The organism is Cyclobacterium sp. SOCE241, from assembly GCF_056867545.1.
The window spans coordinates 3,448,457-3,468,415 of record NZ_CP149779.1 but is presented as its reverse complement, the minus strand read 5'-3'; the positions used below and the strand labels follow the sequence as shown (position 1 = coordinate 3,468,415).

The following is a 19,959-nucleotide window of genomic DNA, read 5'->3' as shown; positions in this document are numbered from 1 at the left end:
TTATTGGTTGCATTTGGCGCAAGATCCTTTGATAATGACCTCAGTGTCTGAATAGGTGTACCCGTCAGGTAAGGGGTAGGTGGGTATGGGTGTATTGTTAAGGCATTCTACTGAGTTGCAATCCTTACAATAGAAATGGGCATGCTTTTTCCTGGGTTTTAAGGTATTTCCTAAGGCATATTTGACAGGTAGATTGTCAATTACCACTTTGTGGATAATCCTCTTGGCTTCAAGCGTTTTAAATGACCTATAAAAGGTGGTTCGATCGAAATGCCCATTAAGCTGCTCTCTAATTTCATTTTCAGACAAAGCTTGCTTTGAAACCAACATCACTTCAAGAATTCCTTCTCGACAGCTTGTTCTTTTTAAATCATGAAAGCTTAAAATTTCAGCTACACCCATATATGCAATAAGGTTTCATATGCAACGTTGATGCAAAAGTAGATATAATTCCTTATAATAAAAAATAAAAAGTATCAATCCTCCTACCGGAGGCTGAGCTTGACAAAGCCATGAGTGTCTCTATTCCTAGTTTAGAATTAAGATGATTAATAAAAAGCCCTTTTCAGCCCAATTATGGCTAAAGCCGGGGGGTGGTAAAGTACTTTACAATGAATTAAAGTCTATTTCTATGGATAGGTTTTGAAAAAAATTGGACGAAAATAATGCTGCGTTATTTAATGAACACATGAAATCTTTTCTCATTTTTAGGTATAAGTTAATTATTGCTAAACTTCGGCGGTTGTGGAGCAATAGGTATATAAGTACTTATTTTTGCTTTAGTCAAATTTAATTTTTAGTGCTATGCTAAAATTCCAAATAGACTGATTTTCTTGCGATTGCAACACTTTCCGTAATCACAGGATGGGCTTCACCCCTGTACTGTCAGGGCGGAAAAACCTTATTTCATAATCAGGTTGAATATGAACCGATATTTCCAATTTTTTATCTGGATAAAGATTTAGGGGTACGGCATGACTACCAAACTTATAAAATCTAACATAGGGTGGATTCAAGAGTTAAATTGTTTATATATTTATCACTTATAAATCATTCATTATCCATGCAAAAAAAGGTCAAGACATTCCTATTTATATTTATTGGGTTTTACCTATTTTCTTTACAAATATTAATGGCTCAGGAGCATAGGCTGATATTAAAAGTTTTGAGCTATAATATCCACTATGGTATTGGAATGGATTCGCAAAAAGATATTGCAAGGATTGCTGAAGTTATTAATAGATTAAATCCAGATATCGTAGGCTTACAAGAGGTTTCAGATTCTTCTATGGTAGGGACCTTGGCAGCTTTAACAGGTATGCATGGGGTTTTTGGAGCTTCTACTGAAGTTGAACCCCCAAATTTATACCATTTATTAGGTGTAGAAGTTCCTGAAAGTCAGCTTCATTATGGGGATGGCATACTTTCAAGGAGGCCTTTTAAGTACCTTGGGAATACTTCAATCCCTAGTGCCAGTAGTAGTCGTTATGAAGCTATGGCGGTCGATATCAGTTTAGCGGAAGAAACAGGAAAGGAAACAGAAATTAGGTTTATCACCACCCACTTTGACTATTTAGAGACAGTTGGATCCATTGCAGCTCGAAAAGCTTCGGTGGGAGTAATAGAAGAAACATATGTGGATGGGGAAAAACAAATTCCTACAATATTAACTGGGGACTTAAATGCGACCCCTAAATCAGATGTTTTAGATTTATTGAAACAACGGGGGTGGGTAAATACGGATTTTGGAAAGGCTTTATATACGGTACCTTCCATTTCTCCTGTTAAGCAAATTGATTATGTTTTAGTTCGGCCGGAAAACAGGTGGAAAATCATTGATGTCAACGTTATTGAAGAAGATTTGGCCTCCGACCATCTTCCCCTATTAATGACTTTAGAACTCCTTCCTGCGGATTTTTGAATAACAAAACCATTAGATTCGCATTGAAAAAAATCAATGTAGAATTTAATTGTTACTGTTCTTCTGAGAATTTTTTAGTGTTACCATTGCTTTCTGAGCATCCTTTATTTCCACAAAGAGGTGGTCATGGTAATAGCCGGTCACCACATTGCAACTAATATTATTAGCTGTAAGTGCTTTGGAAAAAGCAGCGGTAAGACCGATAGCTTTCAAAGAAGAGTGAACGGTAAGCGTGATCCAAGAAGCCACAAAAGAATAGTTGAGGTATAATTCATCAGCTACTTTTTTATTCAAGACCAAGGTAAACCCCTCCTGCTCTTTGAACACAAATAATATTTGATCCATATCAACCTGAGGTATTTTTTGCACTGTGCAATACACATATTCCCCTTCATTGAGTCGAGGGTTCATAGTTTTTAATAGTATTTTTAAATTTTTCTCTTCCGCCATATTGAGCTGTGATTGATTATCCTATGAATCTTAATGTGAAACAGCTTTTAGCCCTATAATGGAGCCGACCAAGCTTGTAAGAAACAGGATTCTTCAAAATGTGGCAGGCTCTTTGAAAACCAAAATCCCCACCAATACTGTCCCAACTGCTCCAATTCCCGTCCAAACGGCATAGGCAGTTCCTATGGGTAAAGACTGGGTTGCCTTGATCAAAAAACTCATGCTGATAAAAAGGGCAAGGATAAATCCGGCATACCAAAGGTACATTTCATTTCCGGCACTTCCTTTGGCCTTTCCTAGACAAAAAGCAAAGGCTACTTCAAATAATCCGGCAAAAATCAATACGATCCAATTCATTTCTTTTTTTAGACAAATTTCGGAAATGATGAGTGAATTTTACTTTATTAAACTTAAAAAATCGAGATTTACCAAATCTACAAAATCCACGTTTAGTTTTGATTTAAAATTTTATGGTAAAGGTAGTTCCAAGCCCTACTTCACTTTTGGCTGTGATAATGCCGCCCATTGCTTCTACGTGTTTTTTTGTTAAAAATAACCCTATTCCCTTGGCTTCTTTGTTTTCATGGAAAGTTTTATGAAGGCCAAATAAATTTCTTCCGTGTTTTTTAGGTCAATGCCTAAACCATTGTCTTTTACCGAAAGTAGGATTCGACCAGACTTTTTTTGGATTGCAATTGAATGATAGGTTTCCTATCTGGAGATCGGTATTTTATGGCATTTCCTACAAGGTTCAGGAAAATGCTTTCCAAGAAAATACGGTTAAAGGTTATTTTTGGTGCTTGGGAAAAATCTGCAATTATTTGTGCATCTGATTCCATTATATGGCCAACCAGCATCTCTTTGGTCTTTTCCAATACTTCATTAAAGGTCAGTATTTCAATTTTTTTGGAACCCTCATGTTGAATTTTTAGTAAATCAACTAAATTATCCAAAGTGCTAATTAAATGTTTGCTGACAGTTTCAAAGTTTTCGATAATGGTGCTTTTTATTTCCTGCCCTTCGCTAGTATGATAGAATTGGAGTAGGGAATTCAAATTATTTGCAGGTGCTCTCAGATTATGAGAGGTGATGTGAGCGAAATTGGCAAGTTGAAGGTTTTGAGAAGTGAGTTTTTCAGTCAATACTTCTAGATTTTCATTTGCCTTTTTTAGTTTATTTTGATTTTCCACTAATTCGGTAATGTCAGTAGCGATACCTAAAAAGCCAAAAACTTCTCCTTGGTTATTTTTTAATGAAGTGAGCGCTAGAAGCACTGAAATATGTTTGCCGTCCTTTCTAACATAGGTCCATTCTTGAGCACCATGTTCATACTGGTTTGCAATTTCTGTAAAAATACTTAAGCCGGAAACTTTTCTACCAACCTTTCTAGAAATTTCCACGCTAGCTTTTTCCATTTCCTCTATGGTATGAAATACTTGAGGCGTTTTTTTACCTATCATCTCAGACCTAGAATATTGAAGCATTTTTTCAGCTCCCCGGTTGAAGTGATTGATTGTACCTTGATTGTCTGTGCCGATCACTGAAACCAATTCAGAGTTTAACATTGCATTTAACTCCTCATTGACACGATTTAGCTTTATTTCAGCTTTTTTTACCGAAGTGATGTCTTGAAAAATACCAAATATTCGTTTACACTGTCCTCCAATAAACTCTGCTTGTCCAATTGCTCTCACCCATACTTCATTTCCTTTTGCAGTGACCAATTCAATCTCCAAATCATAAGAATCTCCTTTTTCTATAGCATGTTTAACCGCTTGACTTATCAATTCACGACTTCTCCCTTCTTTATAAAAATTGATGGCTGTATTGACATCCGGTACAAAGTCTTCTGGGACTTCATGAATTTCACGAACCACCTTACTCCAGATTAACTTTTCTTCTTCTAAATTAAATTCCCAGGTTCCTATTCTTGAAATTTCGTTGGTCTTTTCCAAGATGGCTTCAATCCTTTTTTCTCATTCTCTTCATTTTTTATAGTTGTGATATCTTCAGTATGAATGAGTAACCCACCTACTTTATTTTCTGAAGCATACCAAGGGCGTACATCAGATTTAATCCATTTGTTGCTCCCGTCATCTCCTATTATTAGCTCTTCTTTTTTAAAAATTCTTTTTTCTGTCAAGCATCTATGATAAATCTGCTTCCGATCTTCCTCAATGTTAGGGAAAATTTTGAAATGAGATTTCCCTATTATTTCTTCACCCTTCAAGACATAATCTTTAATCCATTTTTTAGAAACGGCCATATACCGCATTTCTTGGTCTAACATGGCTATTGCATAAGGTGATTGCTGAATGAAGATGGCATTACGCTTGTTGCTTTCTTCCAGCTCTGTCTCAATTCTTGTTTGTTGTGAAACATCTCTTATGGAAGCCATTACTAAAGAATCTCCATTGGATAGGACGGGTATAAGGCTTATTTCAACATTGAAATTTTCTCCATTCTTTCTCTGTCCAAATAATTCCAACCCTTTCCCCATGGGCCTGAAATTGGATGAGCGAAAAAAAGATTTGATGTGAGATTTGTGTTTTTCCCTCAATTTTTCCGGGAGTAAAAACTCTATTTCCTGGCCAATTGCTTCATGATTAGCATACCCGAAAATATTTTCAAATTGTTGATTAACATATAGTATGGTCCCTGAACTGTTGATTATAACAATGGCATCCGGAGCAAACTCAAGAATATTTTCATGGAGATTTATTGAAGTAGGTTTCACCTCAGTAATTTTATTGATTTCAGTTTTCTGAGAGTAGTAAGCTGTGAATCCTATTAATTTATCATTTTCAACATCGGGAGTATAGCTGACGAAAAGATAATGCGATTCCTCACTTTCATTATTTATCTTAAAGGTGAATTTTTGCGGATTACCTGCTAATACCCCCATTAAATGGCGGATTTGCTCCTGATAACTTTGGCCTAATGCTTCTCTAAGGGTTAGTTTACCAATTACCTTTTCGGAGGATTTACCAAGCCATTTTAAAAATGCAGTGTTAGCAAATTGACAAACTTCATTAGTATCCCAATAGACCAATGATTCAGGTATTTGATTTGCAGCTTTAATACCTATTGCGTCTTTGGAAAATGACATAATTAAGAATCGTTTTAAATAATAATGCGATTTGTATTTGAATATACAAATAGGTTGTCACAATTGCGCAGTACAAACGGATAAAATTAAGGAAGAGTGGTTTATTAGTGGTTTCAATGTCGGGATGTAGACTGTAATTAAGATAAAAAAATAATAGTCATCATATTATTAATAAGATTGAATTCTCTAATTTCCGGTGGATTCATTCTTTTGAAATTAAAAAGCCGAAGTACCGATCGAAAGCGGATACTTCGGCTTATAAGCTAATTAAGGCTTTTTACATCGGAGAGATAGTGACCCTTACCATCTCAGTTATGGATGGAATATTATCAGAAGGATTAGCTTCCATACTAATAATACCTTCTTCATCAATACCTGTATTTGGTTCGGATTGTCTCAAAGGTTGATTATTACCTGCACCGGCGTATTCATCCTCTTCGGTTCCGGCATCATATAAATAGACATCGCCGGTAATCTCACCTGAAATGGCCATACCATTTGAAAATAACTCCAACTTATCTGTCCCTATAACCCAATCATTTGATTCTACCAACATACTTGCAAAAGATAGTTTGTCTCCTTTTTCTGCAGTGAAGGTAAAAGAATAAGCGCTTCCCGGAAGCAAGGGGCCAGGTGAAGTCATTCCAATCGGTGTATTGAAGACATTGTCAAAGCCTGAGGCATCTCCATCCTCAGCTAAACTTTCCAATGCTGCCCCTGCGGATTGTCCGTTCATAAAAATTGTGTTGTCAGTACCTATACTAAAAGCACCGGGTGCTAGAGGGGAAAAGAACCCTGTATTGTTCATTACTTCAGTATTTAAAATAGAATTATCTCCATCCTCAGCCAAGGGTTCCAAACCAATTCCTGCTATTTCATTGATTGAGAAAATTGGCATTTGATCAAGGTTATGAATGACCCAGACACCCGGGGCAAAAGGAGAAGGCAATTCGGTGTTTTCTGAAGTATTGGTAATGGAAATGGTAAACATCGTACCTCCATCATGGGCAATTTCTACTTTGATACTTTCTTGGGTTGAAGGATAATTAAAGGCATCATTAACTATGTTTACCGGGTTGTTTTCAGAAGGGCCAGAGTTCATCTCACTTTGTCTCATTGGTTGATTGGGGCCTGTTCCTGGAGCTTCATTTATTTCGGTACCCGCATCCCATAATGAAATCATGGTGCTAACATCTCCTGTGACAGGATTCCCATCTTCATCATATAATGGGATTCCATTTTCATCAGGGGAGTAAAATAAATCGTTGGATTCAACAAGCATTGTCGCAAAACTTAAACTGTGCCCAATGCCAGCATTGAAACTGAAAGTTTCACTATTTCCCGGAGTAATTAACCCGGTTGTTCCGGTATTAAAGAAATCTTTGGCTTCAAAAATATTCTCGATAGTAACAGTGAACTCACTGCTCATTGTTTCCGGCATTTCATCTTCCTTTGTGTCGCATCCATTGAGCATCACTAATGAAGCGATAATGGCTGAAAAGCTAAATAATCTTACATTTTTCATGGTAATATGTTTTTGGTTAAGAATTGATTTATTGGGCAAACCATTGGGTACCCACCTTTAGCTATATAGAAAAGGATAAGAAACCCCTTGTCTTTGGGGTTAGTTTAATGGGGCTAACCAATGGCCAAAGACCAGCCTTTAATCAGAAATATCCAATAGACCTTTTATTAAATGATTGGATCAATACCAACAGGTTGAATTTCTAGTGGAAAGCTCAATTCCTGAGAAAGCTCAGGAAATCCCTTTGCATAATCCGGCTTTAAACATTCCAGTTGGTTGTCACTTGAATAAGTGAGATGGAATATTTTAGAATAAAGGGCTTTCTCATTGTGGTAAAGGTTCTTATTTTGTTTGATCAAAATAAGTAATAGGATATCACGAAAGGATCACAAAAAAATCAATTTTTAAGAATAGACGGGGAGTTTGAAGGAAAACGAAGTACCTACATTCATCTCGCTTTCCACTTTGATGTCTAACTTATGCAATTCTAGAATCTTTTTAACAATAGCAAGACCCAATCCGGTACCTTTGTGCGTTCCATAAGCTCCTTTTTTATACCGATCAAAAATATAGGGCAACTCCTCGGAGGAAATACCAACACCGGTATCTTTTATTGTAATTTCAATGGAGGATCTGTGTTTTTTCTCTATGGAAATAAGTACTGTTCCACCTGATTGGGTGTGATTCAGGGCATTTTCTAAAAGGTTTTGAAAAACTCTTTCCATCAAAGCTATGTCTGCAAAAACCATGGTGTTGTCTTCAGCCATGTTAATCTTAAAGTTGATGGATTTGCTTTTTGCCATTAAATCAAATTTCATAACCATGTCAGAAAGCAATTCATTAATGGAAAAGGTTTCTTTTTTAGTTTCCACTTGGTGGGCTTCTAGTTTTGAAATCTCAAAAGATTTTCTACCATTTTTTACCCTTTGTGTACTGGAAAGGATGGTGTTTAAATATTTGATCTTCGTTTTTTTATCCAACTTTTCTTCGAGTAAAACCAAGGTTTCAGCGTACCCTTGAATAGAGGTAAGTGGTGTTCTGAGGTCATGGGAGATGTTGGAAATTAATTCTTTCCTAAGCTTTTCAACCGAACGAATTTCATTGATATTGTTGACGATGGTGTCTGCCATTGCGTCTATGTTATTTGCCAAAACAGATAACTCACCTTTTGATTGTAAACGAATGCGGGCTTTGAGGTCACCTTGTTTGAATCGATTTACTGCAACACTTATTTTATTCACATTTTTGGTAAGGAACCATATCACGATCAAACCGATGATTATTGCAGTTAAGAATGTGATGATTACTGCCTTGGTTGCCAATTTGATCTGATAATTATGGGCAAGCATATCTGTTACACTAGTGTACTCTTCACTTGCTAAAATGATATAAATATATCCAACAATTTGTTCATTGTTTTCAATACTAGCAGCTGAAAATATTTTTTGAATTCCGGGATTCCTTGGGTCTTCCCCTTTAATAAATGCCTCTTTATCATTAATAAATCGATGAATAGGGCTAAGGTCAATCCGGTCAAGTTTTACTTGACCAAAAGGGGCATAATAGCTAAGTATTTCCCCTGCCTTATCAAGCAAATAAACTTCAACAGAAGGATTTAAAACCATCACATTGTGGAACAAGTCTTCTACCTCCTTTTCATTGATTGATCCATTGATAAATGGTTGGGTGAACTTGGCTACCCTTTCAGCAAGCGGTCTGTTTAGTTTTTGTGAAGTTTCTTGGGAATAAATCAATGATGAATTATGGGTCGTGTAAATATATACTCCAGAAATAATGAGTAGGATAATTAGAAAAAATAGGGACAAGCGCCAAAATAGGCTGTTGGAAATTTTTTCATAGAACTTATAATTCATCATTGAACTTATAACCTACACCCCAAGAGGTTAAAATGAATTTGGGTTTATTTGGAGTTTGCTCGATTTTCGCACGCAAGCGGTTAATATGGGAATTTACAGTATGGTCATAGCCACTGTACTCATAACCCCAAATGATGTTTAGCAGCTTTTCCCTCGAATAGGTAACGCCTTTGTTTTTGGCTAAAAAATAAAGCAATTCAAATTCTTTTTTTGTTAATTCTATAGGGTTGTCATGAATAGTTACCTTGCGCTTAAAGATGTTAATTACCAATTCATCAAACTGAAAAATATCCTCCTCATTTTCAATAATGGATATAGCACTACGGCGAATTATTGCTTTTATTCTAGCAATAAACTCTCTGATGCTAAATGGTTTGCTAATGTAATCGTCTGCGCCTGATTCCAGGCCCAAGACCTTATCGATTTCTTCAGTCTTGGCAGTGAGCATTACTATTGGTGTTTGTATTTTCTCTCTTCTTAATTTGTGGCAAATATCTAATCCGTCTCCATCAGGGAGCATCAAGTCCAATAAAATGAGCAGGTAGTGGTTTTCAAGAGAACGTTTCATTCCTTCAGTAAAGTTATTGACACACTCCACCTCATACCCTAAGTTGCTAAGATGCAAGGCTACCAATTCAGCAATGTCCTTATCGTCCTCAATTAGCAGTATCTTTTTTCGCACATACTACAATATTGAAAAAAATTATCACAAAACTTTCACAAAATAGATTTATTGAAAGGTAACTGTGTTAAAATCAGGCTTAAAAAGCAACCTGGTGTTTAGATTTGGAACGATTTTCTCTATTAAAAGAAGGAAATTAAGGGTTTCAATAATAAGTAAAAGTAGTGTTTCAGTTAATTTTTTAATTGGTATAATTGAAGATGATTTTGGAGAGTATTACTTGCCCTTCTTCCTCAGGATGAATACCATCTTTAGCTAAAGAGGCCCACTGAGGTGCCAATGGTGTATGAATATCTATAAAAGTGCAGTCATTTTTCTCTGCCACCATTTTGAATTGAGGGATAAGCCACTTGACCCTTTCAGAAGAACCATGGTATTTTTCTTTCATTATATCGTCTTCTCCGCAAGGAGGGGGAGAAACAACATAAATCTGAGGTTTGTATTGATGGTATACAGTATGTGACTTTATGGCTTTTAACAAGCGATCCATGTTTTCGGGAATTTCATGTTTCCTAGGTTCAAAAACTGCCTTGCAATCGTTTGTACCTAGCATAATGACCACCTTGTCCAGTCCACGTAAAGCTTTTTCTGCCCCTTCCATATACCTGTCTAAATTGGTTAGGGTGTTTAACTTTTCTTGACCATTGTTATCAAAACCGATGGTGTTTCCGGAGATGCTGGCATTGAAGATAAAATCCTCAAATTGTGCTTTTCTCAATTGATCTACCCAGCCATTTTCTTTAGCCCCATTTGAATCTCCGATGGCCAATATTTTGCCTGTTTCTATGTGGTCCAAAGCCACGCTTGTAAGGCATTCATGGGAGCCTTCAAATATGGTTATTTTCAATAAATCTTTGTAAGTCTTCCGGTAATGAATTAACCGGTCCGCAATGCTATCTTTATTGGTTGCCACAAAGTTTCTGGATGCCAGCAGTTCTTTAATGTCTGCTTGAGGAATCAAGGCATCCTTTTCTAAAGTGTCATAGTCTGCAACTACCTTGTTGTAAAAATCCAATGATTGTGAAATGGGCACAGAACCCGTGTACCCATCATGGATTCCTGCATAGATATAAAGTTTGCTGTTTTTACGTTTCTCTATAGGCGTTGGCATATGGATTGGAGACCTCTTAATGGCTTCATCTTCATCGAGATGGTAATTATCTTTATCAAATGCAGCATCTTTTACAGTGGATAAGGCAATATCCCTTGAATATTTATTTCCCCTTCCTTCCGATTCATAATACCATTTTTCTATATCTGAAATTGGAACCCAGGCTGAAAATGTTTTTACGGGAAAATCCGTATTCATATAGGTTAATAGTGTAGCATGGCCACCACCACTCGTGCCAATTACATGAATATCATTCATGGATGCATTACCTTTTTCGATCGCAAAAGCTATCGCATCCTCAATGTCCTGAATAACAAACTCACTTCCGCAAGCCTCATAAGTTTTGTTTGGCCCCCTGAAATCAGGGTGTATATAATTGAAATCCCTCTTAATAATCTCTTGTATTAGTAAATCCTCTTGCTCATAATTGCCACTCCAAGTGTGGAGGCTGACAATCAATGGGCGATTGGGTTCTTTTGCAGCATAAAAAATGGCTGGCTGTTTTTTCCCATCCATACTGGAGGTGATCGTTGTTTTGGTGCATTCTTCCGGCCAATTCTCAATTTGGGTATTGTCCCAGACAGGATCATTTTGAGCAAATCCGTTAGAAATAAAAAGGACAAGAATTGATAGAATTGCTAATTTCATAGGGCTTTTAATTTTTTTAGATTCATAAGTGGTTTGTACAAACTTATTTCGCGTTGCATGATTATAGTTAATTGTATAATATTTCTTCTAATCAATAGTTTTATAGCCGGCAATTAATTTATAGCATTAAAATTTTAAACTAAAAATTCTTCCTGTTTTGTGCACTTTTGTTTTGATTAATTATGGAGGTGATTTTCTTAAGTTAAATCAACGCCAAATAGTAAAAACTTATTCTTAGAGAAAGGGGTTGACCAAATATGTTCTCCGAGAACATTTATTTAAATACTATTTTTCCGAATACTGAAGGTTTATGAAAACTTTTGCCAGTAGGAGACCAGGCATAAGCGGCAAATTCCTTGCCTTTGTTTTTATCCAATCGATAGAAATTAAGTTTAATTTCTGTATCAGGGCCTACTTTGGCAGTTTTTGAATTGGCTAGATCTTCAAAAGGGATGGCCATTTCTACGGTCCAACTGCTGTCTTCATCATCACGCTTGTTAAGTGTTCCCTGTACAGTTACACCTGTTCGAATACCTGGCAAGTTGAATTTAGCTGTGGCCGGAACATCAATATTTTCAGGATCCACAATATAACTGTCGAATAAGGTATTGGCAGGAGAGACTTCTATTTCAACATAGGTTTTAGGCTCATCATCTACATCAATGAAAACCTCAACGACTTCTTCTTTCCATAAGTATTCGTCTCGCTGGGTAAATTCTGCCCAAATATCCGGGTCTTTACATTCAAACAAGAAATACAAGCTTTTGTCATCGTAGGATGCCTTGACATGTGTCTGTAGTGCTGATTCTTGAACTTCCTTTCCCGTACGATTATTTTTCAGGCGTATTGGTTTGGCTTGTTGCCAAATTGGCTCATTGACTTTGCCGTCAATTATTGGAGCTGTAGAGGCATAGCTTGCCTCAAGTGTAAATTCAGATGCAGATTTTTCAGCACAGTGTGTGAATAGGCCAAATGTGGCAAGTATTAGTAAATATTTTAGTTGCATTTGTTGATTAATGATGTTTGACAATTTTTACTATTTTTTTATAAGTAACCCTGATGGAGGAGCAACGCTAATATCCAAGTAATCAGAAACGTTCTATCAAGGACCCCCTGAAAATTTGGTGATCTTAAACATGAGCCATAAGTTTATTCTTAAATCTACATACTGGATTGGAGATTTGTCTTATTTAATAAATGGTATTTTTGGGGAAAAATTGATCTTTCTCTTTTCATCAAGGAACCAGGTATTTCTAATAATTACATATACATTAAATATATACAATATAGCCCACACAAAATAATGGCTGTCACCGCTATTCCTAAAGTAAAGAAGGGGGTTGTCACTTATAATGGTATAGATCACCGTCAAAATCACGTTTAACAGATAATAAATGATGGGGATTATAAAAAATGGAGTAAGGGAAAAAACAATAACCCAGGTTATTTGGAAATTAATCAGTGATTTTATTGAGTTCTCAAATTCTCTCAATTTATCTTTTTCCCAAACCCAAATAATTGATGGGACAATAGCACCTAATAAAGGGAAAATCAAAAACGATAATGCAGACAAAAACAATATTTTTATTTGTTGTTTATTGTCTTCCAAATCTTTTTCAACTAACCCGGTAATGTCTTGTTTAAGGGCCAAAGACAATTTTGAAATACTATCGGCTGTTGGGGAACCTTCATTTTTCTCAATTCTTTGTAAGGTTCTCAAGCTTATTCCTGAGAGTTCGGATAGCTTTTCTTGGGTTAGGTTCTTCTGAGTTCTTAATTCTTTGATTTTTGAGAAAGCATAGGAATGATCATTCATGTTTATTTTTGCTCGTAATCTAACTGAATTTCGCCAATTTAATTGCGTCAGCTCTGTGCCTACTTTAGGTCAACTTTAGCCAAGGCTTAAAAAATAATAGTATTTAGCATAAACCCATTAATTTCCTATTTCAGTTCTGCCCGTATTAAATTATTGGCAATTATTAAACTTAATTGAATTGATGTTTTTAATCGAGAGATAATTAGGTTTACCTTGTCTTTCTGTCAATGGTTACCATTATTTAATCCCCTATGCTTTTTGGAAAGTTTTTTAAGGTGATAGGTAATACTTACTGTTATTAAGATGGCGAATGGAACTGAAATAATAAAGGAATACCAAATCAATTGGGATTTGCTAAGTCCAAAGGCAAATTCCCTGACAAAGTATTCGGTAGCTCCTGCCGCCCATAATCCCAATGCCGCTCCATTCATTCCAATAATATGACTGCGGAGGCGATTTTTGCTTTTGAGTTTAACAAGCATAGGGTACATTCCATACATTAAAAAAGCAGAGAAACCGGGATTAAGTAATGAAAGACACTGAAGAATCCATCATTAAAATCATAGATAAATAAGGCAGAAATATTGACCAATAGCAAAGCTATTGCGAATACATAGCCAACCCTCTTGTGTAGTAAAGAGCCTTTTTTGTAAGTAATATGTAAGCGCCTGTTAACAAGCCTATAATGGAGGTTAAAAAATGAATGCCTCCAATAGGAGAATGTACCCAATTGCCTATTTCTATCACCTCATTAAATGTAATTTACACTATTCAATTTAAATATTATTTTTAACATTTTTACTGTGTTGGTGAATTTTAATGGCTTACAATCAATAGGATAGGAGGGTTAAGAAAGGTGAATAGTAAAAATAGCACACCTTCATTTTGTTTCAAATTTTGAGATGAATGCCTGTTGCCTAAGGGTTACATGAGTACCCCATTTTTTGATTGAATGGCTGGAGGAAGCTCAGTCTCTCCCAGCATTTCTCTTAAATCTATTTCTATCGTTCGGCATAGGGACAACATTGGGATATCATTGGACATGCCTTGAAAAGGGTTTTCTGAATAATCCCCGGTGATCTCCATCATTACGTATACCCAGCCAATCAAAGCACTGATCGGAATGGAAAGCCAAACACCCCAATTGCTTAAATTAAGTAGCTCCGGTATCATACTAAAAGGGAGTAGCATAATAAAAATCCCAACAAAATACCTACTTATATTGGCGTATTGTCTTGGTAAAGGAAATTTTTTGATGCGCTCATTTTTGCCCTGTAAGGTGTAAAAACTTCTCAGGATACCTTCCAATTGCATGTGCTGAAAATCATTAATAATTCCTTTCTCTCTTAGGGAAGTTAATTCTCGGGATTGTTCATTGATTATTTGGGTGGCTGTATTTGCTTTGTTTATTAATCGTTCGTATTCCTCGGAGGGTAAAAATTGTTTCAGTTCTGTACGGGTTATTTCATCGTCTACCAAACCTATTCCGAATTGTTTCCTCAAATAAATGGCTTGTCTTCCTACAGAGCCCGATTGGCTGATATGCTCCCATTCAGTAGGGATCAGCAATTGACTTCTATGGGCATACATCCAGGCAATATGGCGGTAAATGAGTCTCTTTTTGATTGTCTTAATGTCTTCCTCAAAAGGTTGTTTTGAAATGAAATTGGTAATTAGTCCATCTACCATCATTCCCCATGATCTACTTTCATTGACAATCCCTCCCCAGATTTTACGGGCTTCCCACATCCGGTCATAGGCTTGGTTGTTTTTAAACCCTACATAAAATGCAACTGCAGTGCCTATAACAGAAACCGGAAGCCAAGGAATATAAATTTTAATGAGATCAAAATGATAAAGAGATGCCACCAGGCCCATCAACATTGATAACCACAATATATGATGCCAAGATAATTTTAACATTCTACTAAAACTTATGCTCTTTGTTACCAACATATTGGGTTTCTATTAAAAGGAAGAGGTAATTGTTTTTGCTAAATTATTCACCATTATGTTTCAATTCCAAAAATAAATTGAACAATTATTAATTCAGTAACTGCCATATCTGTTGTTTAAATACTTTACTATATACAGTGAAAGTAAATATTTAAATTCAAATTATAATTTCGCGAAGTTGGAAGATGCACTGCTATTTAAAATTAATTTCCTTAAAATAGGTAATTAATGTCGGTGAATCATTCAATATACAGAGACTTGTTGAAGTGTGCAAATCGGTTTTTCAGATAGGGTTTACTGACATTCGTTTATTGAGTATGTTAAAAAAGTGAAGCTGGTTAAATGGCATCCTTAACTTAGGTCTCTCTTGAGGCAATGTCTCCCAATTGAAGAGGAGATTGACAAAAACACCGAGGGGAAATATGAAAAATTTTCTGATCCTGAAAATGAAAAAGTCCCAATCAAACCAATTATTGATGAAAAAGCGAGTAAGATAAAAAAACAAAAAAGGTAAGGGCCTAACCACAGCCTTTACCTTTTTTGGTAGAAGGGATTAAATTTCAATCTTAGTACCCATTATTTTTAAAAATTCCCTGATAAAACTTGGGTGACCCGGCCATGCTGGTGAGGTGACTAAATTGCCATCAACATAAGCTTGGTCGGCAGGAATATCCTGGAATTCTCCGCCTGCTAAAGTCACCTCAGGTCCTACAGCAGGATATGCCGTTAATTTTTTACCTTTTATTACACCTGCTGTAGTCAAAATTTGAATACCGTGACAGATGGCAGCTACAGGCTTATCTGATTCAAAAAATGTTTGACCATTTCGATCAATTTACCATTCAGTCTCAAATATTCCGGTGCCCTTCCACCTGCAATTACCAAACCATCGTAGTCACTTACATTTACCTCATCGAAGCTGTAATTTAGGACAAAATTATGCCCCGGCTTTTCCGTGTAAGTCTGATCTCCTTCAAAATCATGAATGGCCGTTTTAACAATATCTCCCTTTTTCTTGTCAGGGCACACCGTATGGACAGTGTAACCTACCATCTCAAGCATTTGGAAAGGGACCATGGTTTCATAATCCTCTGTAAAGTCTCCGGTTAAAAATAATACCTTCTTCATTTTTTTTAGCGTTTTGATTTGAAATTTTACCTATACTAATTGCTGCGAATAATTTTATTTTCTATTTAAAAACCAATTTAATCAATATTGACTGAATAGAAAATGGGAATGTTTTTCACTACAAGTTTAACAATTTTAAGTCATCAATTTGTCTATTTTAAGGTTTTGTTTATTGCTTTCTGAAACCCATAAAATCATGGGCATACGCTTCTTATTTAAGTGAAATTCTAAGTTGAATTTTGCCAATCCTCGAGAAGCAAAGCTTTGCCATGATATGCATAAAAGGCGATAATTTATGAGTCTTATAAATTGTTGAGGTGTGCTATGGCACTGCTCATATCGATAGCTTTACCTAGAACTGGTTTAAAACTGTCTTTTCTATCTTCCATTAACTTTGGAACGGTTTTGATGGTGAAATCGGTGATCTTTAATCCGGGTTTGAGTTCGGACCACAGCAGTGGCATGGATACCGGGGCATGCAACCTGGGCCTCAAACTGTAAGGAGCAACGATGGTTTGTCCTTTGCGGTTTTGTAAATAATCCAGGTAAATTTTGGGTCCCCTCTTTTTAAGTGAGCGTTCCAGAGTAGTTAGCTTAGGAAGTTTTTCTTGTATGAAATAGCAGAGTAGCTTGGTGAAGTTTCTTGCTTCCTCATAGGTGTATTTTCCTCCCATTGGAAGATAAATGTGCAAACCGGATGAACCTGATGTTTTACAATATCCTTTGATATTTGCTTGTTTAAGTACTTCTTTAGTTGCCAAAGCAGTTTCCATGACCTCTTCAAAGGTATTTTCTTCGGAAGGATCCAAGTCAAGGATAGCATAGTCAGGATAGTCTAATTGATAGATAGTAGAATGCCAGGGATGTAACTCAATGCATCCCAAATTATTTAAATATAATAAAGTGGCTTTTTGCTGACATAATAAATAATTGATTTCTTTATCTGAAGATGATGAATGGATGCCGTGAGTATCAATCCATTCAGGTAAATGTTCATGGTCTTTTTGATAAAAAGATTCACCGTGAATGCCACTGGGATGCCTGTGTAAACTTTCCGGACGATCCTTCAGGTAAGGTAAAATCAAGTCGGACATTTGAATGTAATAATCCAACAAGTCGTATTTGGTATAACCCGATTCCGGCCAATAGCTCTTTTCCGGATGAGTGATAGATACCATGATATCATCCACTTCTAATGAAAAGGCATCCTCGCCTGTCTTTTTAGAAGCTGTTTTTTTTAAGGGAATTTGATTTGGTTCAAAATTCAAATTTTTATCCTCCCTTAACCTTAAAAAAACAGGATGTCGCATTACTTTAGAAGAAGTCCACTCTGAAAATTTTACTTCACAAATCAGTTTAGGGATCAACCACACTGCTTCACGTCCTTTAAGGTGCTTGCGTATATTGAATACCGGATTTTTAGTTTTAAGGACTTCAAATTTAAAATACATTTCTGTCAGCTGCTCTTCTGAAAAACCCGTACCACAAGTTCCAACATAAGTCAGTTGACCCTCTTCAACCATTCCTAGAATTAATGAGCCAAACTTTCGTGATTTTTTATTCGAAAGCGTGTAGCCACATATAATCGTTTCTGTGTTTTCAATCTTTTTAAACTTTAACCAGTTGGCAGAGCGGGAGTTTAGGTCATATGTAGAATTGGCTTTTTTGGCGATTACACCTTCCATACCCATATCAATGGCTCGGTCGTAAACCGTAATTCCCATGGTTTCGACATGATCGCAATAGCGTAAATGAGTGTTTTCCGGAATCAAATCTTTTAACAATTGCTTACGGTCGATGAGGGAAGTCCCAAGGTATCGTGATCGTTTAAATGGAGTAGATCGAATACATAATAAACCAATCTTCCTTTGGTTGATTGTTTGTCATAATTTTGAAGGGAATTAAACTGAGGAAGACCATTTTTGTCCAGCACCACTATTTCACCATCTAGGATTGCGGTATGCTCAATTTTTTTAAGCTCCTTATAAATAGGTTGAAATTTTTCATTGAGAGAAATTCCATTGCGGGAATAGAGCTCCACCTTGTCGTTCCGGATATTAGCTATTGCACGATAACCATCATATTTTAATTCGTATATCCAGTCTTTGTCATTAAAAATTTTAGTGCCTGGCGAGGCTAACATGGGTTTTATTAGCGATTTTAAATCCAGCTTTTTCGAATTCTCACCTGGCCCCGAAGAAAAGGCTTCCTCATTAAAATCTTCTGCGTCGTAATCCAGGTCGGTAGCAAAGGCATCGTCATGTTTAATGAGCAACCATTGGTCTTTTTTATTCATTGAGGAAGACCGAACCAAAGTAAAAATCCCTTTTAGTTTACTGCCGTGAAAAATGATTTTCAGTTTTCCTTTTTTATGGTCTTTACAGAGATCGTTTGGTTGCTGTAGGCTTTGGAAATTTCCTTCATCCCATATGGTCATTTTTCCCGCACCATAGTTGCCCTTTGGAATAAGACCTTCAAAACTCAAATATGCAACCGGATGATCTTCCGTTTGTACAGCCAGTCGTTTGTCTCGGGGATTCATGGAAGGCCCTTTAGGTACTGCCCAGCTCTTGAGGACTCCATCGATTTCCAGTCTCAGGTCATAATGCAACTTTCGGGCACGGTGCCTTTGCACAACAAACCTGAATTGATGGGTGTTTTCAACCACACCTTTAGGTTCAGATGTGTCATTAAAGCTTCGCTTATCACGGTATGCTTTGAGTCCCATTTAGGAGGCCATTTTTTTCTTTTCTCAAGACTTGCTTTAAGTTTTGCCATTAAATCTTTGGCAGCAGTTGGTTCACTTTCCACTTTTTCAACCTTGACTTTTTTTCCTGAAGACTTGGATTCAATGGTTTTCAATAGTTGCTCATTATAAACATCTTTGTATTTCTCGAATTCAAATTTTGCTGTATAGTTTTCAATAAGGGATTCTGCCATGGAAATTTCCTTTTCGGAGGTTTTAGATTTTGGTATTTTAATTTCCTTGGTGTCTCGGATTTCCTCAGCAAAACGAATGACGTGCAAAACAATGACATTCTTGTAAACACCTATAAGAGAAAGATTCTCTTTTTGTCGCATAACGAAGGTTGCCACGCCTAGTTTTCCGGTTTTCTTTAGTGCATCTCTTAATAAATTATAAGCTTTACCTCCCTCTTTTTGCGGTTCGAGGTAATATGGGTTCTTAAAAAGCATATCCGCCACCTCAGTTTCCTCTACAAATTCCTCTATGTCGATGGTTTTGCTTTTTTAGGTTGGCATTTTCAAAGTCTTCTTTTTCTAAAATCACATAGGCATCGTCTTTTTTATAGCCTTTTACTATGTCTTTATAGGCTACTTCCTTTCCTGTATTTTCATTAACCCGCTTGTACCTTATACGTGCATGATCATGTTTGTCAAGCATATCTAAATCAAGAGTACGCCCTTCTGATGCGGAATACATTTTTATTGGGATTGAGACAAGACCAAAGCTAACAGTGCCATTCCATATAGATTTCATAATTTGCTGGGTTTAAAAACCGAAATAGGTCACTTCGTTTCTTAAATCTGCTGTTTGGATGAAAACCTTTCAATGGTTGTGATTACTGCGAATGCAGCCTTTTCTAAATTGATAAGGTAGGCTTATATCATTCCTAGCTTAATTCAAAAAGCTTGTTTCTAGCTATAGAAGGCTATATATTCCTATTATCTAAATCCATTGTTCATCCCCAAAGCCGGGAATATTATTTAAGACTCG

General features: G+C 36.3%; 13 protein-coding genes and 5 pseudogenes. 1 reads left to right on the top strand and 17 read right to left on the bottom strand.

Translation table 11 applies throughout. The features are described from left to right. Complete coding sequence (locus tag WG932_RS17250) at positions 1-402, bottom strand: Fur family transcriptional regulator (RefSeq protein WP_483084799.1); 402 nt, start codon at positions 400-402, stop codon at positions 1-3. Positions 403-1,165: 763 nt separating this feature from the next. Between WG932_RS17250 and WG932_RS17245 the strand changes: the two genes are divergently transcribed. Further along, positions 1,166-1,921, top strand: coding sequence for an endonuclease/exonuclease/phosphatase family protein (locus tag WG932_RS17245; RefSeq protein WP_483084798.1), 756 nt, complete (start codon positions 1,166-1,168; stop codon positions 1,919-1,921). A 45-nt stretch (positions 1,922-1,966) separates the two neighbouring features. Here the strand turns inward: WG932_RS17245 and WG932_RS17240 are convergent, their stop codons facing one another. From WG932_RS17240 to ku, 16 genes and pseudogenes are all read right to left on the bottom strand, one after another. After that, positions 1,967-2,371, bottom strand: a complete 405-nt coding sequence (locus WG932_RS17240; RefSeq protein WP_483084797.1) for an ACT domain-containing protein — start codon at positions 2,369-2,371, stop codon at positions 1,967-1,969. Between the two features lie 30 nt (positions 2,372-2,401). Next, positions 2,402-2,728, bottom strand: a pseudogene (locus WG932_RS17235) (DMT family transporter). Between the two features lie 103 nt (positions 2,729-2,831). After that, positions 2,832-2,969 (bottom strand): annotated as a pseudogene (locus tag WG932_RS17230) (PAS domain-containing sensor histidine kinase); the annotation flags it as partial. Between the two features lie 55 nt (positions 2,970-3,024). Then, complete coding sequence (locus WG932_RS17225; RefSeq protein ID WP_483084796.1) at positions 3,025-4,326, bottom strand: PAS domain S-box protein; 1,302 nt, start codon at positions 4,324-4,326, stop codon at positions 3,025-3,027. Further along, a complete protein-coding gene (locus WG932_RS17220; protein ID WP_483084795.1) occupies positions 4,296-5,480 on the bottom strand; it encodes a PAS domain S-box protein in 1,185 nt (394 codons plus the stop codon). The genes WG932_RS17225 and WG932_RS17220 overlap by 31 nt, the downstream gene beginning before the upstream one ends. 277 nt (positions 5,481-5,757) lie before the next feature. Further along, entirely contained in the window at positions 5,758-7,005 is a 1,248-nt protein-coding gene (locus tag WG932_RS17215) for a spondin domain-containing protein (RefSeq protein WP_483084794.1), read from the bottom strand. Between the two features lie 404 nt (positions 7,006-7,409). Continuing rightward, on the bottom strand, positions 7,410-8,882 hold the full coding sequence (locus tag WG932_RS17210) for a sensor histidine kinase (protein ID WP_483084793.1): 1,473 nt from the start codon (positions 8,880-8,882) through the stop codon (positions 7,410-7,412). Further along, entirely contained in the window at positions 8,869-9,564 is a 696-nt protein-coding gene (locus tag WG932_RS17205) for a response regulator transcription factor (RefSeq protein ID WP_483084792.1), read from the bottom strand. Before WG932_RS17205 ends, WG932_RS17210 begins: the two co-directional genes overlap by 14 nt. Positions 9,565-9,745: 181 nt before the next feature. Further along, the gene (locus tag WG932_RS17200) at positions 9,746-11,323 is read right to left on the bottom strand and encodes an SGNH/GDSL hydrolase family protein (protein WP_483084791.1); all 1,578 of its coding nucleotides are present in this window, start codon (positions 11,321-11,323) and stop codon (positions 9,746-9,748) included. A gap of 274 nt (positions 11,324-11,597) precedes the next feature. Beyond that, positions 11,598-12,353, bottom strand: a complete 756-nt coding sequence (locus tag WG932_RS17195) for a carbohydrate-binding family 9-like protein (protein WP_483084790.1) — start codon at positions 12,351-12,353, stop codon at positions 11,598-11,600. 156 nt (positions 12,354-12,509) lie between these two features. Continuing rightward, positions 12,510-13,139 (bottom strand): helix-turn-helix domain-containing protein, encoded by a 630-nt coding sequence (locus tag WG932_RS17190; RefSeq protein ID WP_483084789.1) that lies wholly within the window; start codon positions 13,137-13,139, stop codon positions 12,510-12,512. A 224-nt stretch (positions 13,140-13,363) separates the two neighbouring features. Continuing rightward, positions 13,364-13,621: a hypothetical protein gene (locus WG932_RS17185; protein WP_483084788.1), complete on the bottom strand. Its 258-nt coding sequence runs from the start codon at positions 13,619-13,621 to the stop codon at positions 13,364-13,366. A 442-nt stretch (positions 13,622-14,063) separates the two neighbouring features. Next, positions 14,064-15,062, bottom strand: a complete 999-nt coding sequence (locus WG932_RS17180) for a bestrophin family protein (protein WP_483084787.1) — start codon at positions 15,060-15,062, stop codon at positions 14,064-14,066. A gap of 586 nt (positions 15,063-15,648) precedes the next feature. Continuing rightward, a pseudogene (locus WG932_RS17175) lies at positions 15,649-16,172 on the bottom strand (DJ-1/PfpI family protein). A gap of 353 nt (positions 16,173-16,525) precedes the next feature. Further along, positions 16,526-18,891: pseudogene (gene ligD, locus WG932_RS17170) on the bottom strand (DNA ligase D). After that, a pseudogene (gene ku / locus WG932_RS17165) lies at positions 18,819-19,665 on the bottom strand (non-homologous end joining protein Ku). Before ku ends, ligD begins: the two co-directional pseudogenes overlap by 73 nt. Positions 19,666-19,959: the final 294 nt, after the last annotated feature.